The sequence below is a fragment of the Paenibacillus thiaminolyticus genome (assembly GCF_007066085.1).
In the GTDB taxonomy this organism is placed as follows: domain Bacteria; phylum Bacillota; class Bacilli; order Paenibacillales; family Paenibacillaceae; genus Paenibacillus_B; species Paenibacillus_B thiaminolyticus.
This window is the reverse complement of the sequence record NZ_CP041405.1, coordinates 1,628,500-1,643,919: the sequence shown is the minus strand read 5'-3', so window position 1 is coordinate 1,643,919 and position 15,420 is coordinate 1,628,500. Positions and strand designations below refer to the sequence as shown.

Sequence of the window (15,420 nt, the reverse complement as noted above, 5' to 3'; positions counted from 1 at the left end):
GGTTAGCCGCCCGCTTCTGCCCGTTCTGGTTCAATGGGGATCGTGACCTAATCGCTGTGGTATATGTCTGCCTTAATCAATTGGCTCAGTTATGCAGGGGCAACTGCTTTATTTCTTTTTTGCCCCTGCCAGAGAGAGCAGATATTCTGCTGTCTTCGCGGTCACTTTAGTGTAGACTTTGCGGACGGGGGAAAGGGAAGGTTCCGGTTCTATCACCAGATAGTATCCATCCTTATTTTTGTATAAAGTGTTTCGGCTCGTTTCGTAAAGTTTCTTCGTATTTTTGCCAAACACCGTTTTCGTCTTTTCCCCCCAAGTTACATATACAAGCAAGTCTTCCGCATCTTTCGGGATGGAACTAAGGTATTTCCAACGCGCAATATGAAGATTTTTTGTAAATTCGAAGATTTGCTTATTGTCCGTGATCGTATGCAAGGTGTCGTCCGTCATGGAGCGAACTTCTATTTTCTGTTTTCTTTCTGTCATACTATCCTTGACATCGTCCCATTCTATATTTTGCAAATCATCCTCAATCTCTATTGCGATTTCATCCCAGACGGCATTCTTCATTGCTTCTTCAATCACTGCAGCGATTTCATCCCGTAAGGACTCATCTATATCGTTCCTTACGGATTCCTCAAGGCCGTGCAGGCTTTTGAAAATATGGTGTGTTGTTATGGCTGATGAACAACCGCTCAAAAGCAATGCTGACGCCATTCCGCCAATAAGGAGTACATTTTTCACGTTTTTCTTGTTACGCATCATTCTCACCAGTTCCTTTCTTGCCAAAGTATAATCAATCACCAACAAAATTGTTCGCACAGAAAAGAGTGCTACACCATTTGGATTGTAGCACTCGCTCCCTTTGAGATGATGCACTTGTAAAAAATCGACGGGGTTATTGTCAAAATTGGGTTACCTGTCATACAAAGCAATTCGGACCAGAAAAGAATGGGCCGTGCTTTCCACATCCATGGTGCCAAGTTCATCCACCGCTTTTTTAACGTTCTTTAATCCTAATCCATGAAAAAGCGGTTCTTTTTTCGTAGAGACAGGCAATCCGTTATCCCACATCTGAATGGGAGTCGCTGAATTCTCTATGCGGATGAATAGCGTATGGTTGATGTAGGACAGGCGTAACCGCACCCACCTTTCCCCATCCCTCAATTTTCTGCACGCCTCTCTGGCGTTATCCATCAGATTCCCTACGATAATCACAGCTTGTTCAAATGACAGCTTTAAGCCGGAAGGTACATGAATATCCGTCTCGACGGTTACGCCCTCGTGGAGCATTTCGGCGATTTTGATGTTCAATATGGAATCCAGATATTGGTTCCCGGTTGAAATCACGGTTTCAATTTCTTTGAGCTGGCCGGATGCAGCGTGTAAAAAACCAATGAGTTCGTTGTTGCTGTCCTGCTTCGCCGCCAGCTGCTCGGCTGTTCTGATATAATTCCCCATATCATGATGCAGTGCCCGGACCTGCTGATGGGCGGCCTCCAGTTCCTTGTAATACCTATGCTGTAATTGCACTTGCTGTTCCAGCATGGTGTTTTCCCGCTCCGTATGCATTAGGGTAGAAAATTTGTCAAAAACCACAAACAGCGAAAGGTTAATTAGCAAGAATACGAGACTAAATGGAATTTCCACGGTCAGCAAGTAAGGGTTGTCCCTCTTGTCAATATAATATTCCATTACGACTAGCGCGGCCGTACTTGCTACGGTAATGGCCATAAGTAGAAGCCAAAGATGAAAAGGGATGGACCACTGTTTCCCTTTGTCTGTTTTTCGGATAAGCTCCAATAAAAGATAAAATACCACGTGACATAGAATAAGTGTTAGCCAAATATTCTTATCTTCTATTGGTGTGACGATGAGATCGTATAATAGAACCCAGAAGCTGGATACCGTTAAAAGTATACCGATATATAATACCTTTTTTTGACGATTCGGCGGATAGAATAGTACAAAGAACATACTGCATAGTACGGTAACGGGTGGAAGCGCCGCAGGGCGGACGGGATTCAGAACCGCTCGCAAACCGCAGGTTATCGTCAGCATCGCAACAGCGGCTGCTGCATACAGCTTGATGTGACTGATTCGAGTCTCTCCGAACACTTTGTTAAAGAGACGCAGGATAAAGAGAATTTCGATCATGCTAAGAATGACCTCAAGCCCAAAAGAGATCGCATCGGTCGTTGTCTGAAAATAAGTCATGGATTGCCGCATCTCCGTTCTATGAAGGCCAGATGGGCCTGTTTCACCCCGTTCAGATAGCGCTTGCTGATCGGCAATTTTGTCTCGTTTTGCAAAAGAATAGCCATTTTTTGAATGGAGCGGATGTACTCCATATTCACCAGGAATGAGGCGTGAATCCGGCAAAACAAATATGTATCCAGTCGAGGCAGGATGTCCGCGATTTTTCCGTAAAACTCATAGGTATTCTGATTGGCATGGATAATTACTTTTCTTCCTGCCCCTTCAAAATAAAGAATGTCACTGCAGCGAAGCTGGTATTTGTCATGTCCGATCTGAAAAAAGAATTGCTGCTTCGACACCTGGATGTGTTCCGCAGCGTCCAGCAAGATGCGGGACAACTTTGGCGCGGTTACAGGCTTTCTTAAAAAGCGAAACGGCAACACTTCAAAAACTTCATATACATACTCTTTATGGTCTGTGATAAAGATAATGACTGCATTTCGATCCTGCTCCCGGATAACCGAAGCAATTTCAATTCCATTTTGGCCAGGCATTTCAATGTCTAGCAGATAGATATTATAATGTGACCCGGCTTGCAAGCATCTTAGCAAGTCAGCGCTACTATAAAACACATCGCTGGAAAATTCCATTCCGGATATGTTTGAAAGTAGATCCTCAATCAAATTTGCAACATTTATATCGTTATCACATATCGCTACGTTCATTACAGCCACTCCATTAATAACCAGATAACTTGATTCTATAATATTTATGTGAAGCCTACAATTTTAGAATGGGGAAGCAGAGGGTTTACATGATGGAGTTAGTGGGTAATATCTGGACAAGGCGTGAATACTCTGGATCAGTTCGCAGCATAATGAAAGTTGTGTGAAATTACAGCAAGAGTCTTTTTATAATTATTATAAAATAGCTTGACGAATTTAATTAATTAGTTAATAATAATAATTACAAAGTGTGTTTGGAATATGTTGTGTGCATGTTCCGAATATGCTCGATAATTATTAAAACACAGGTAAAGGAGATATGACCATGTCACTTATCGGAACAGAAGTACTTCCATTCAAAGCATCCGCATTTCACAATGGCAAATTTATCGAGGTTACCGAAGAAAATTTCAAAGGGAAATGGAGTGTCGTTTGCTTCTACCCAGCGGACTTTACATTCGTGTGCCCTACCGAGCTTGAAGATTTGCAGAACCACTACGAAGCCTTGAAGCAACTTGGTGTTGAAGTATATTCCGTATCCACGGACACGCATTTTACACATAAAGCATGGCATGAAAGCTCTCCTGCGATTGGCAAGGTTGAGTACATTATGATCGGCGATCCTTCCCATGTCGTCTCCCGCAATTTCGATGTATTGATTGAGGCTGATGGTCTTGCTGACCGCGGTACGTTCATCATCGATCCGGATGGTATTATCCAAGCAGCCGAGATTAATGCAGGAGGCATCGGCCGCGATGCAAGCATCCTTGTTAACAAAATCAAGGCGGCACAGTATGTTCGCAACCATCCAGGTGAAGTATGCCCGGCCAAATGGCAAGAAGGCGGGCAAACACTTAAGCCAAGCCTCGATCTCGTAGGCAAGATTTAAGGTGTGAAAAAATGACACTAGACCAAGAAATTAAAAATCAACTCGCACAATACCTCCAGCTCCTGGAAGGCGATGTGGTGCTCAAAGTCAGCGCCGGCGAGGACACTGCTTCGGAAGAGATGCTGGCCTTGGTCAATGAACTTGCCGGCATGTCTTCCAAGATAACGGTGGAGAGAACGCAATTATCCCGAACACCGAGCTTCAGCGTCAATCGTCCGGGCGAAGATACGGGCATTACCTTTGCAGGAACTCCTTTGGGACACGAGTTTACTTCCCTCGTATTGGCTCTGCTGCAGGTTAGCGGCAGACCTCCAAAGGTGGAGCAAAGTGTCATTGACCTAATCAAAAGCATTCGCGGCGACTATAAGTTCGAAACTTATATCAGCCTGAGCTGCCATAATTGTCCTGATGTGGTGCAAGCACTGAACTTGATGAGCGTCCTCAATCCTGGCGTTACGCATACGATGATTGACGGTGCCGTCTTCAAGGAAGAGGTCGAAAGCAAGGACATTATGTCGGTGCCGAGCGTTTACCTCAATGGTGAATTTTTCGAAAGCGGCCGTATGACCGTTGAAGAAATTCTTGCCAAGCTGGGCAGTGCTCCTGATGCATCCGAGTTCGACAATAAGGCTCCGTATGACGTGCTTGTTGTCGGCGGCGGCCCGTCAGGTGCTAGTGCGGCTATCTACGCGGCACGCAAAGGGATTCGCACAGGTCTTGTTGCTGAACGCTTTGGCGGTCAGGTCAATGATACCTTGGGCATCGAGAACTTTATCAGTGTAAAATACACGGAAGGTCCTCAGCTCGTAGCGAATATTGAGCAGCAAGTGAAAGAGTACGATATCGATGTGATGAAGCTGCAGCGTGCCAAGCGGTTGGAGAAAAAGGATCTTATCGAGATTGAACTCGAAAACGGTGCTGTTCTGAAGAGCAAGACGGTCATCGTATCGACAGGCGCTCGTTGGCGGAATGTCGGCGTGCCTGGGGAAGCGGAGTTCAAGAACAAAGGGGTAGCTTACTGCCCGCATTGTGACGGTCCTTTGTTCACAGGCAAAGATGTCGCGGTTATTGGCGGCGGTAACTCAGGGATTGAAGCGGCGATTGATCTCGCAGGTATTGTGAGACATGTAACCGTGCTTGAGTTCGCGCCAGAGCTCAAAGCGGATGCCGTGCTGCAAGATCGCCTGTACAGTCTGCCTAATGTTACCGTGCTGAAGAACGTGCAGACACAAGAAATTACCGGTACAGACAAGGTGAACGGAATCTCCTATGTCGAGCGGGATACAGGAGCAACGAAGCACATTGAACTGCAGGGTGTGTTTGTACAAATCGGTCTTGTTCCGAATACCGATTGGTTAGCGGACACGGTCGAACGCACGCGTACAGGTGAAATCGTGGTAGACAGCCATGGCGCAACCAATGTGCCTGGCGTGTTCGCGGCCGGCGATTGCACGAATAGTCCGTATAAGCAGATCATTATTTCGATGGGATCCGGCGCTACGGCAGCATTGGGCGCGTTCGATTATCTCATCCGCAATTAATCGATATTGTTCACAGGCGAACGAAGAGCCCTCACTTTTCATAAAGTGGGGGCTTTTCTTATGGGAGAACACGAATCGGGTGAACACCCCTTTCTGCATATAGACACAATTGAGGTAGGTGAGACAGCGGCGGGGCGACTAGCGGAAGAGGGGGCAGGCGGCGAATCCTGCACAGATGCAGGAATTTTCACTAGTTTAGCTGCTATCTGATGCGAATCCTGCAAAAGTGCATCATTTTCGCCGATTTTTGCTTTCTATCCGCTGGCATGGCTTCAATTCCTGCGGTTTTGCAGGAATTCCTGTGACAGAGTAATCCGCCCAAGGGAATACTGTAGTTCTGCAGTTTTTTTCGGCAAGCCGCGCAGCAAGAAGCAGCGTGGGGCTGTCTCACTGCTGAGAGAACGACTTATGGGGAATTGGGCAAGCGTAATTATGTCATCGGCGCAGCCACGATGGTGCTGCTCCAGTTGTTTCAAGGCAAAGTGTCGGTAACGTAATCATTAGGGGCGCGAACACGCTCATATTGCCACAGTGAAGAGGCTTCCCGCAGCGGGGAGCCTCTGTTTTCATGATACGTGATTTATTCCAACCCATCGATACCAGCAACTGGTATAATGTAAATGATTGTTTTATTCTAGAAGGAAGAATTAATGAGGTGACGATTCCATTTGGATAAGCATAAGGAACTGTATGTCATTCAGCAAATTTACGGAACGCTATTCGCGCTGGCGAACAAGCTGCAGACCAAGGGAGACGCATACTTAAGCAGCATCACATCAAGACAGTTTATGGTGATGCTTGCGATTCTTCATCTGCCGGAGGGGGAGGCGACGATCATCAATATTGCCAATAAGCTTGGCACGACCAAGCAGAGCGCAAGGCAGATGATATCCTCCCTTGAACAGAAAGGCTATATTGTCGCGAAGCCGAGTAAATCGGATCGACGTGCCGTGAATATCTCGATTACAGACGCCGGAAAAGAGATAATGCTGAAGTCCGGGGAAAGCTCAGTAAGCTTTTTTGCCGATCTGTCCCAACATTTCACTTTGGCAGAAATGGAGCAGTTGTGGATCTTATTGAAAAAGCTGTACCGCTTTGATGGCGAGGATCAAGATGGCTTTGAAGAAAATGTGTCTCTTGCTATGGGAAGGGAAGAAGAGGAGATGACAAAGAGGGCGTTGGAACAATTCTCGAGACAACGAGCCGCAGATGCGGAGCCGCCCGTCGGCAAGCTGAACGGAATTGCGAAGCGCGAAGGAGTTGAACATGATGTGTGAGAGCCGGGAAATCGGCATATTTGCGATGAGAGTTCCCGATCTTATCGATCAAGCTGCATGGCAGCAGCTGCTTCAGCTGCTCCCTTCGGACCGGCAGGACAAGATCAACCGCTTCCATTACAAGGCCGATGCCTATCGAAGCTTGCTGGCGGAGGTGCTCGCCCGCCGAATCATTGGCGAGAGAACAGGGCTGGCCAATTCCCGAATCGAGTTTCATTATAATAGCTACGGCAAGCCGGAGCTCGCTTCGGAGCTTCGGTTGTATTTTAATATTACGCACTCCGGCGAGTGGATCGCCTGTGCCGTGCATGATGCAGAGGTGGGCATTGATGTGGAGCAGATCAAGCCTATCGATTTGAGCGTTGCGAGGCGATTTTTCTCGGCAGAAGAATATGAACAGCTTGAGAATGAGCCGCCGGAAGGCAAGCTGAAGCTGTTCTATGATTTGTGGACACTGAAGGAAAGCTACGTCAAGCTGCGCGGACAGGGCCTGTCCATCCCGCTCGATTCCTTTTCCGTTCACAAAGCAGACCAAGGGGAGTGCTCTCTCCGTACTCCAGCCGATGCAGCGTCCCGCTTCTTTTTCCGACAATATCATGTGGCAGAACAATATTGTCTGTCCATTTGCGCGGTTGAACCTGCATTTCCCGCAGACATTGTCAGATGTGACTATCCCGCGTTTTTGTCACAGCTAAGGGCAGACACCCATTTCTTTATGTAATTGGTACGTCCGGTATTGATATCAAAAAATAAGCCTGCAACGGCATCTAAGTCCGTCTGCAGGCTTGCTCAGCTTTAGCAAGAAATGGTGTGCTGCACGCGTTATTCCTATTTCCGGTTCGCCTTGTCCCGCAAAGGCGCGATCAAATCAAGCACGTGACGGGCTCGATGTTCATACGTATGATTGCGGACAACATGCCGTTGCCCCTCGGCCGCGATCTTGGCGGCTTCATCCGGATGGTCTACTAAATAGTACCACAGCTTCTCAAGCATATCTTCTTGTGAATCATAGAGAACATAATGAACTCCGTTCTCGAACAATTCCGATTGTTCGAGAGTATTATCCGTCAGGACTAATGCCCCGCACCCCATTCCTTCGAAGATTCTCATATTGAAGGCCTTAATTCTATATTTTTCCGCAGTGACAGATTCGCCTGTCCTTGCAAGCGTGTTTCAATGAGGCGCTGGCTTTCGTCCCGTTTTTGATACAGCTGATGACCGCGCGAACCTACAAAAGAAACGTCGATACGGCGCATCGCATAAAGGATGTCCGAATAAAACAAATCGGGATCCACCCCGAACGGGAAGAATCGAACCGGTATCGGGAAGCGGGATGCAAGGTGTAAGAAGGCTCCGCCAACATATTCATTTTTTGGTATTGGGCGACTTGTATATCGATTGCGGCGACCGTATCGCTATAGTTCTATTCGATGCGGGTTGATAAATGCAGTAACTTCTGATCGAGGGTCGAGCTATCGGTCGATATGACATAAGAGAGCGCATCGATGGAAGCGGTGAAATCGAACACCTTGAAGCGTTATCCAAGCGCGATAAAAGGGAGCCGCATGACGGCTGACAGCACAGTGGCGTGCAATTATAGGGCCTGTCACGCGGCAGGGGAGGCTCGTACGAGACGGGCTTCTCTTCATATCAACACCACCATCTTGCGTGCAACGCTGCTCGCCCTATTCTACAGTGATATGATAGTCCCTGCCGATATGAAATGGACAGCGGTTGGCCGGCATATGGATTAGACAGATAGAGAAGAAGAGTGGGAGATTTCATAAAACTGGCCAGAGGTTTCTGGCCAGTTTTTTCATTTAAGGTTCGTTAAAGGTACGGTGCTTATAATTAGAAATCGTAAGGCAGCTGCCTACAAAAAAGAAAACATGGAGGTATGAGTATGATTAACGTGATGAACACAACCAAAAAGAAAGCAGGCGCAGCCATCCTGTGCGGCGCACTTGCTCTTACATTAGGAACAGGAGCAACAACAACCTTTGCAGCCGAGGGGAAGATGGATGCTCTGATGGCCAAAAATGATAATGGAGTCATCACCTACTCTACGGATGGCGGGCAGACTTGGAGCGAGAAAGCTCCTGCCAACATGCAGGCCGTCAAAATGGGCGAAGGGAACATGATGATCAAAAATAAATTGGCTTCGGAAGGCGGAATCAAAGCCAAGGTGATGGTCAAGGAGGAAAACGGCACGAAACTGTACTCTACGGATGACGGCCAGACTTGGAGCGAGACGGCGCCAGAAGGACTGCCGGCCTTCGACATGGGCGGCGAAGGAAACATCATATTCAAAATGAACGGCGGCTCGGAAGACGGAGCCAAAATCAAAGTGATGGTCAAGGAGGAAAACGGCACGAAGCTGTACTCTACGGATGATGGCCAGACTTGGAGTGAGACGGCACCGGAAGGAATGCCGGCACTCCCGGACGGTGAAGGGAACGTTACATTCAAAATGCAAGGCGGCTCGGAAGACGGAATCAAAACCAAGTTGATGGTCAAGGAGGAAAACGGCACGAAGCTGTACTCTACCGATGACGGTCAGACCTGGAGCGAGACGGCGCCAGAAGGACTGCCGGCCTTGAACAAGGGCGAAAAAGGGAACGTCATCATCCAAAATAAGGTCACCTCGGAAGAAGGAATGAAAAGCAACGTTATGGTCAAGCAGGAGAACGGCAAGAAGTTGTTCTCTACGGATGGCGGCCAGACTTGGAGTGAACAAGCTCCTGAAGGCGTGAAAATCAAAAAATAACATGGCTTGAAGCAGCGCACAAATCCGCAACTGACGGGGTGAAAACCCCAAGGTTGCGGATATTGTCGTCGAGTTACGAACGGCCCCAAGCCAAGAACTGCAGATGCCGATTCATTCGGCGCTTATGAATTAGAATGGGGGATGCACGTGCGGATTTTAATGGTCGAAGATGAAAAGTATATGGCTGAAGCCATTGAACAGGTCTTAAAGAAAAGAAATTACACCATTGATTTGGCGTTTGACGGCGAGTACGGCTTAGACTGCGGTCTAGCCGACATTTATGATATTATCATTCTCGATATTATGCTTCCTAAAATGGACGGCCTCCAGGTACTAAAGGAATTGCGGGACAACGGCATTCAAACTCCGGTCATCCTGCTCACGGCCAAGGGCTCAACCGAAGATAAGGTGGAAGGGCTTGACAGCGGGGCGGATGATTACTTGGCCAAGCCTTTTCAGGCGGAGGAATTGCTGGCCCGTTTGCGCGCCTTGGGACGCCGCAAAAATGTGCCAATTCAGGATAGCGTGCTGCAATATGGAGACATAGAGCTTGATCCTTTCTCTTTACACCTTAGCTGCGGGGACAAGAACTTCAAGCTCACTTTAAAAGAAAGTCAATTGCTAGAGCTGTTAATCAGCCGCCAAGGGATGATTATATCCAAGGAGTCTATCATCGAGAAGCTGTGGGGGTACGACACCGATGCGGAGGATAATCATGTGGAGGTCTATATCTCTTTTTTGCGCAAAAAATTGAGCCGTTTGCAATCCGAGGTTCGGATTCAAACGGTGCGAAGCGCAGGCTATCTATTAAAAACGTCAGAAGATGGGAAAAACTATGTTCAATCAACTCCGTAACCGGCTGCTGCTGCTGAATATGTCCATCATTTCTATCGTGATGATCGGCGCCTTTGCCGTGATCTATTTAACGACCTCTAACAACATACACACTGAAAACCAAAAAAAATTGGATTTGTTAACATCCAAACCTAACACCGCCTATCTTAACTCGCCGGACGCCGCCGCAAGAGAGAAGATAGTCATCGGTATCGCTCCTTCCGAATCTTCTCTTTCTTTCAATATGATTGTCAATTCACATGGAGATATCTTGCAAGTCATCTCCCATATTGATATGCCGGAGGAAATCTACTATAAGGCTGCCGAGCTTGTCCGGAGCGGGAAAAAAGAGGGCAGCACGATCTTGCTCGACGATAAACGATGGCAATATCAACTCTCTCCGCTAGGCGGCACGCTGATATCTCATGAAAACGGAAAGAGCTTCATGATCAATGCGAACGGAGACTATTTTCAGATTACATTTCTGGATGTAACGGAGTCCTATAACACCTTGATGGAGCTTCTGACGACGTTATTTATTGTAGGTCTCATGATGCTCTTTGTCATCTTTGCCATCAGTCTGTTCTTCGCCAACCGATCGATCGCGCCGATTGCCGAGACCTGGGAGAAGCAGAAGCAATTCTTCGCCGATGTCTCTCATGAATTGAAGACGCCGCTTGCCATTATCAATGCCAATTCCGATGCCCTGCTCGCCAATGAGGGAGAGACGATTCGGAGCCAGCGCAAATGGCTGGATTACATCAAGAACCAAACTGATAGAATGGGCAGGCTGGTGAACGATCTGTTATATCTTGCGAAGACAGAGGACACCAATCACCAAATCGATGTTACCCCTTTTGATATGAGCGAAATGGTAACCGATGTGATTTTGGCGATGGAAGCGGTGGCGTTCGAGAAGGAGATTACGCTGCTGCAGGAAGTGGAGCCGAACATGATCGTCAAAAGCGATTGCGAAAAAGTGAAGCAGGTGATTACGATCCTGGTGGATAACGCGATCAAGTATACGGGGACACAAGGCCGTATTCATATTACATTGAAAAAAACAAGGCATCAGATTGCCTTTTCGATAAAAAATAGCGGCAAAGGCATCCCGCCCCAGCATCTGTCCAAGCTGTTTGACCGTTTCTACCGGGCTGATCCGGCCAGAACCCAGGAAAGCGGCGGTTATGGCCTTGGACTTCCGATTGCCAAAGCGATTATCGACCGGCTCGGCGGTAAAATATATGCCGACAGCAAGGAGAATGAGGGTGCAACCTTTACGTTCACGCTTGGGTGATGAAGCGGACCTGACGTTGATGTACCCGGACGGTGCTGCATTGTCCGGAGTCTACAGAAAAGTTGTGGATACGATGGAACTGAATAAGCGGCGATCTCTCCGCTTTGTAAGACTGGCCAGCAGCTTCCGGCCAGTTTTTTTGTGGTAACAATCCCTCTTTTTCGCCGTCAGCCGCGGCGGCTAGGCAGAAGCCTTTTGGAAGTATTTATCCCTCAATCAGAGGAATGTATCCTTTGAATGCGCTGTCGCGTGGACTACACTTTAGGTATACACCAAGAACAACCTGCAGGGTGAACAAAAATACTTGGGGGGATTTGCAAAATGAAAAGGTCTTCATTGGTACTGATGAGCATTATGCTGTTGCTCTCCATGTTCCTCGCGGCATGCGGCAATAAGGGCGGCAGCAACGCCGCCGGTCCGGCTGAAGGAACAACGCCGCCGGCCGAGACAGGATCGGCGGAAGCCACAGCCGATCCGGTCAAGCTTCGCGTCTTCTCGACATTCGGAGGAACGGACCCGTCCCGGGAAGCGTTCCAGGCGCTTCTGGATGATTTTACGGCGAAAAATCCTCACGTCACGATTGAAAATGATCCGATGTCCGCGAACGACGACGGCTTCCGGACGAAAGTCAACACCGATATGAATAGCGGCAACGAGCCGGACCTGCTGTTCTACTTCATCGGCGCTGACGCCGAAGGCTTCGTCAATGCAGGCAAGGTCGTTCCGCTGAATGAAATCCTTGATGCGGATGCGGAGTGGAAAAATGGATTCCTTCCGAACGCGCTTGAGCTTGCAAGACAAAAAGACGGCAACATTTACGCGGTGCCGTTGACCGGATTCTACGAAGGCTTGTTCGTTAACAAGAAAATCTTCGAAGATAACGGCCTGGAGCTCCCGACCGACTGGGAGAAGCTGAAAACAGCGGTTAGTACTCTGTCTGGAAAAGGCATCATTCCGTTGTCCGCACCGTTCGACCAGTCCCACTATGTGGTCGAGCATGCGATTCTGTCCGCAGCAGGGCCGGAAGGTCAGGATAAAGGCTTGATCGACGGCATCGACCCGAACTGGGAAAAAGGCTACGCGGCGTTGAAGGAACTATATGATCTCGGCGCATTCCCGAAAGATGCGGCGACGATTGATCTCGGCATGGCCGGCAACTATTACAGCGAAGGTCTGGCCGCGATGATTATCGAAGGCTCCTGGGCCATTAATGGGTGGAATGACGACACGCGCGACAACTCGACGGTTGTCCCATTCCCGCAGGTCCCTGGCGGCGCCGGCAGCGGCAACGACATCGTAGGCGGCTTCGGCTCCGGATTCTACCTGCCTAAATCGACCTATGACGATGCAGCGAAAAAAGATGCCGCAATTGCATTGCTGAAGCATCTGACTTCTCCGGACAGCATTCAAAAAATCGCGACGGCGAACGGCGGTACGCCTGCTGCTGACGTGGAAGTAGCCGGCTTGCCGCAGGTTGCGCTGGATGGATTCGCTATGGCGGCGAAGGCAGCTTCCATCAGTGCTCCGGTCGACAGCAAAGTGGCACAAGAAACGTTCTCCAATCTTCGCGCCAGCGTTCAACAGGTGGTAACGGGCAAGAAAACGCCGACCCAAGCGATCGAAGATGCGAAGAAAACCGAGGATGACAACAAAAAATAACATGAATCGCAGTATCGGAATCGGTTGAATATATGACGAACGCCGCCCCTCAATCATGATTCGGGCGGCGTAGTCATTTCGATGAAGGAAGAAAATAAACATCAAAGGTGATAAATATGAAGGGCGACCGAAAGTATATTGTGATGTTTTTACTGCCTGCAGCGGCGTTTATGTCGGTCTTTCTATATTATCCGTTCTTCAAGAGCGTCTATCTCAGCTTTTACCGCACCTCCGGTTTTTTCGACAAGAAATTTGTCGGCTGGGATAACTACAAGAGGCTATTCACGGATGAGCTGCTGGGCGCGGCAACGCTGCACACCTTGGAATTGATGCTTTATGTCATTTTGTTCCAGGTAGGCATTGCGCTAGTGTTGGCGGTGCTGGTTGACAATATTCAAAAGTTGAAGGGATTTTACCGGACCGTCTTCTTTTTCCCTGTCGTCATTTCCGGCACGGCGATCTCCTTGTTGTTCGTGCTGTTCTACAACTATAATTTCGGTCTGTTGAACAATCTGCTGGCGAACTTCGGCATTGAAAAAATATTATGGCTCGATGAGAATAATGCGTTGAGAGCCGTAGCAATTCCAACGGTTTGGCACTACATCGGCTTTTATTTTGTCCTGTTCCTGACCGCCATGTCCAAAATTCCTTCCGACTACTATGAAGCGGCCAAGCTCGAAGGGATATCCGGCATCCGCAAGACAACGATGCTGACCATTCCTCTCATTATGAGCGATATCAAGGTTGTCATTACATTGGCGATTACGGGGACGTTGAAAGTATTCGAATTCGTCTGGGTCATTACGAAGGGGCAGAACGGGACGGAAGTGCTCGGAACGTACATGTACAAAAAGGCCATGGTGGATCAAAACTTCGGTTACGGTTCCACGATAGCCATTTACATGGTCGTGTTCGGCGTTCTGCTGGCGCTCATTGCCAACCGGCTGCTGAAGAGGGACGAGATTACTTACTAAGCATTATAGGGGTGTACAGTGATGGAGCCAACCTTAGTCGTGGAACGCAATGCTCGGCGAATGAAGTCTAAGCGGTTTAGCGTAAGCGCCGCCTTGATGTATGCAGCATTGACAGCGTGGGCCTTGACGACAATCTATCCGTTATTCTGGATTGTGAACAACTCGTTCAAGATGTCGCGGGATGTCATGAACAACTCGTTCGGAATCGCCTGGAACCCGGTGATGACGAACTACACCAATGCGCTGGATCGGATCAATATCGGAAAGAGCTATGTGAACAGCTTGATCATGTCCTTCGGCACCGTATTTTTTGTGCTTCTCTTTGGCGGCTTGGCAGCTTATATCTTATCCCGCTTCCAATTCCGCGGCAAGAGAACCATTTATTCGATTCTTTACGCGACCTTGCTTATTCCGGCATTTGCCACGGTTGTACCGGTGTATGAGATTTTGATCAAAACAAGCCTGGTCAATACCTACTGGGGGCTGATTTTGCCCCAGACCGCAGGGAACTTGACGTTCGCCACGCTGGTTATCGCGGGATATATGGCCACAATTCCGAAGGATTTGGAGGAAGCCGCATTTATTGATGGCTGCAACCGCTGGCAAATGTTCACGAAAGTGTTCGTGCCGATATCGCAGCCTGTATTCGCTTCCGCCAGCATTTTCGTCTTTATGTGGTCGTACAATGATTTGTTCTCGGCCATGATTTTTGTCAACAAAGAAAATGTCCGGCCAATCGTGGCCTTGTTGAATGAAATCAGCTCGCAATATGGAACCGACTTCGGACTGATGGCGACAGCCGTGTCGCTGACCGTCATTCCGGTATTGATTGTGTATCTGTTCATCTCGAAGTTTATCCAAAAAGGATTGACCGAAGGCGCTGTCAAAGGATAACGATCAGGCCTGACCTATGTAATGGAAGAAAAATTCTCGGAGAATATAACATAGCGGCTTCACTCTCTTGGCTTGGCGCTGGAAAGTCATGTCCGGGGGTGAAGTCTTTGCTTGTTGCCCGTTCCGAAGCTTCATTTCAAGCAAAAAAGCGCACCACTCTTGCGAGTAGCAGGCTGTTGAGAAAGTCCGAGGGATTTTGTGGCACTTCATTTTTTGTGTGGTGAATCTCGTCTCTCCGTAGAAAAAATTCGATTTAAAACGCTATGGGTGCCAAGTTTTGAGCAGAATAATGGACAATCTCCACCCCTTCGTAAAAAACACGGGCTTTCCAACGGCCTGAAAACTGCACCATTTCCCTAGACAC

At 48.3% G+C, this 15,420-nt stretch carries 15 protein-coding genes; 11 read left to right on the top strand and 4 right to left on the bottom strand.

Annotation, left to right across the window (positions count from 1 at the left end; genetic code table 11):
* Positions 1-108: 108 nt before the first annotated feature.
* The 3 genes from FLT43_RS07330 to FLT43_RS07320 all read right to left on the bottom strand — a co-directional run bounded on the left by FLT43_RS07330 (position 109) and on the right by FLT43_RS07320 (position 2,924).
* Positions 109-765 carry a hypothetical protein gene (locus FLT43_RS07330; RefSeq protein WP_087442329.1) on the bottom strand — a complete coding sequence of 219 codons (657 nt, stop codon included), beginning with the start codon at positions 763-765 and terminating at the stop codon, positions 109-111.
* Between the two features lie 150 nt (positions 766-915).
* Positions 916-2,217 carry a sensor histidine kinase gene (locus tag FLT43_RS07325; protein WP_164776612.1) on the bottom strand — a complete coding sequence of 434 codons (1,302 nt, stop codon included), beginning with the start codon at positions 2,215-2,217 and terminating at the stop codon, positions 916-918.
* On the bottom strand, positions 2,214-2,924 hold the full coding sequence (locus tag FLT43_RS07320) for a LytR/AlgR family response regulator transcription factor (protein ID WP_087442331.1): 711 nt from the start codon (positions 2,922-2,924) through the stop codon (positions 2,214-2,216). Before FLT43_RS07320 ends, FLT43_RS07325 begins: the two co-directional genes overlap by 4 nt.
* 325 nt (positions 2,925-3,249) lie before the next feature.
* On the opposite strand from FLT43_RS07320, the gene ahpC reads away from it, so the two are divergent.
* The 4 genes from ahpC to FLT43_RS07300 all read left to right on the top strand — a co-directional run bounded on the left by ahpC (position 3,250) and on the right by FLT43_RS07300 (position 7,352).
* The gene (gene ahpC, locus FLT43_RS07315) at positions 3,250-3,813 is read left to right on the top strand and encodes an alkyl hydroperoxide reductase subunit C (protein WP_006675783.1); all 564 of its coding nucleotides are present in this window, start codon (positions 3,250-3,252) and stop codon (positions 3,811-3,813) included.
* An 11-nt stretch (positions 3,814-3,824) separates the two neighbouring features.
* The gene (ahpF, locus tag FLT43_RS07310; protein ID WP_087442332.1) at positions 3,825-5,354 is read left to right on the top strand and encodes an alkyl hydroperoxide reductase subunit F; all 1,530 of its coding nucleotides are present in this window, start codon (positions 3,825-3,827) and stop codon (positions 5,352-5,354) included.
* Between the two features lie 668 nt (positions 5,355-6,022).
* Positions 6,023-6,631, top strand: coding sequence for a MarR family winged helix-turn-helix transcriptional regulator (locus tag FLT43_RS07305; RefSeq protein WP_087442333.1), 609 nt, complete (start codon positions 6,023-6,025; stop codon positions 6,629-6,631).
* Entirely contained in the window at positions 6,621-7,352 is a 732-nt protein-coding gene (locus FLT43_RS07300; RefSeq protein ID WP_087442334.1) for a 4'-phosphopantetheinyl transferase family protein, read from the top strand. The genes FLT43_RS07305 and FLT43_RS07300 overlap by 11 nt, the downstream gene beginning before the upstream one ends.
* A 107-nt stretch (positions 7,353-7,459) precedes the next feature.
* On the opposite strand, the gene FLT43_RS30025 is transcribed toward FLT43_RS07300, so the two are convergent.
* A complete protein-coding gene (locus FLT43_RS30025; RefSeq protein ID WP_244194175.1) occupies positions 7,460-7,741 on the bottom strand; it encodes a glycosyltransferase family protein in 282 nt (93 codons plus the stop codon).
* Positions 7,742-8,136: 395 nt separating this feature from the next.
* Between FLT43_RS30025 and FLT43_RS29275 the strand changes: the two genes are divergently transcribed.
* The 7 genes from FLT43_RS29275 (at position 8,137) to FLT43_RS07260 (ending at position 15,056) form a co-directional block, all read left to right on the top strand.
* Positions 8,137-8,385: a hypothetical protein gene (locus FLT43_RS29275; protein WP_164776613.1), complete on the top strand. Its 249-nt coding sequence runs from the start codon at positions 8,137-8,139 to the stop codon at positions 8,383-8,385.
* A gap of 149 nt (positions 8,386-8,534) precedes the next feature.
* A complete protein-coding gene (locus FLT43_RS07285) occupies positions 8,535-9,398 on the top strand; it encodes a sialidase family protein (protein ID WP_087442335.1) in 864 nt (287 codons plus the stop codon).
* A 159-nt stretch (positions 9,399-9,557) separates the two neighbouring features.
* Entirely contained in the window at positions 9,558-10,253 is a 696-nt protein-coding gene (locus FLT43_RS07280; protein ID WP_244194176.1) for a response regulator transcription factor, read from the top strand.
* Complete coding sequence (locus FLT43_RS07275; protein ID WP_087442337.1) at positions 10,234-11,529, top strand: sensor histidine kinase; 1,296 nt, start codon at positions 10,234-10,236, stop codon at positions 11,527-11,529. Before FLT43_RS07280 ends, FLT43_RS07275 begins: the two co-directional genes overlap by 20 nt.
* A gap of 321 nt (positions 11,530-11,850) precedes the next feature.
* Entirely contained in the window at positions 11,851-13,188 is a 1,338-nt protein-coding gene (locus FLT43_RS07270; RefSeq protein ID WP_087442338.1) for an ABC transporter substrate-binding protein, read from the top strand.
* A gap of 116 nt (positions 13,189-13,304) precedes the next feature.
* Positions 13,305-14,162 (top strand): carbohydrate ABC transporter permease, encoded by an 858-nt coding sequence (locus tag FLT43_RS07265; protein WP_087442339.1) that lies wholly within the window; start codon positions 13,305-13,307, stop codon positions 14,160-14,162.
* Positions 14,163-14,183: 21 nt separating this feature from the next.
* Positions 14,184-15,056, top strand: a complete 873-nt coding sequence (locus FLT43_RS07260; RefSeq protein ID WP_087442340.1) for a carbohydrate ABC transporter permease — start codon at positions 14,184-14,186, stop codon at positions 15,054-15,056.
* Positions 15,057-15,420 lie beyond the last annotated feature (364 nt).

What these genes read in the sequence shown, in the direction of transcription:
- FLT43_RS07330 (WP_087442329.1), bottom strand. Translation starts at nt 765, where the DNA reads ATGATGCGTAACAAGAAAAACGTGAAAAATGTACTCCTTATTGGCGGA.
- FLT43_RS07325 (WP_164776612.1), bottom strand. Translation starts at nt 2,217, where the DNA reads ATGACTTATTTTCAGACAACGACCGATGCGATCTCTTTTGGGCTTGAG.
- FLT43_RS07320 (WP_087442331.1), bottom strand. Translation starts at nt 2,924, where the DNA reads ATGAACGTAGCGATATGTGATAACGATATAAATGTTGCAAATTTGATT.
- ahpC (WP_006675783.1), top strand. Translation starts at nt 3,250, where the DNA reads ATGTCACTTATCGGAACAGAAGTACTTCCATTCAAAGCATCCGCATTT.
- ahpF (WP_087442332.1), top strand. Translation starts at nt 3,825, where the DNA reads ATGACACTAGACCAAGAAATTAAAAATCAACTCGCACAATACCTCCAG.
- FLT43_RS07300 (WP_087442334.1), top strand. Translation starts at nt 6,621, where the DNA reads ATGATGTGTGAGAGCCGGGAAATCGGCATATTTGCGATGAGAGTTCCC.
- FLT43_RS30025 (WP_244194175.1), bottom strand. Translation starts at nt 7,741, where the DNA reads ATGAGAATCTTCGAAGGAATGGGGTGCGGGGCATTAGTCCTGACGGAT.
- FLT43_RS29275 (WP_164776613.1), top strand. Translation starts at nt 8,137, where the DNA reads ATGGAAGCGGTGAAATCGAACACCTTGAAGCGTTATCCAAGCGCGATA.
- FLT43_RS07285 (WP_087442335.1), top strand. Translation starts at nt 8,535, where the DNA reads ATGATTAACGTGATGAACACAACCAAAAAGAAAGCAGGCGCAGCCATC.
- FLT43_RS07280 (WP_244194176.1), top strand. Translation starts at nt 9,558, where the DNA reads ATGGTCGAAGATGAAAAGTATATGGCTGAAGCCATTGAACAGGTCTTA.
- FLT43_RS07275 (WP_087442337.1), top strand. Translation starts at nt 10,234, where the DNA reads ATGTTCAATCAACTCCGTAACCGGCTGCTGCTGCTGAATATGTCCATC.
- FLT43_RS07270 (WP_087442338.1), top strand. Translation starts at nt 11,851, where the DNA reads ATGAAAAGGTCTTCATTGGTACTGATGAGCATTATGCTGTTGCTCTCC.
- FLT43_RS07265 (WP_087442339.1), top strand. Translation starts at nt 13,305, where the DNA reads ATGAAGGGCGACCGAAAGTATATTGTGATGTTTTTACTGCCTGCAGCG.
- FLT43_RS07260 (WP_087442340.1), top strand. Translation starts at nt 14,184, where the DNA reads ATGGAGCCAACCTTAGTCGTGGAACGCAATGCTCGGCGAATGAAGTCT.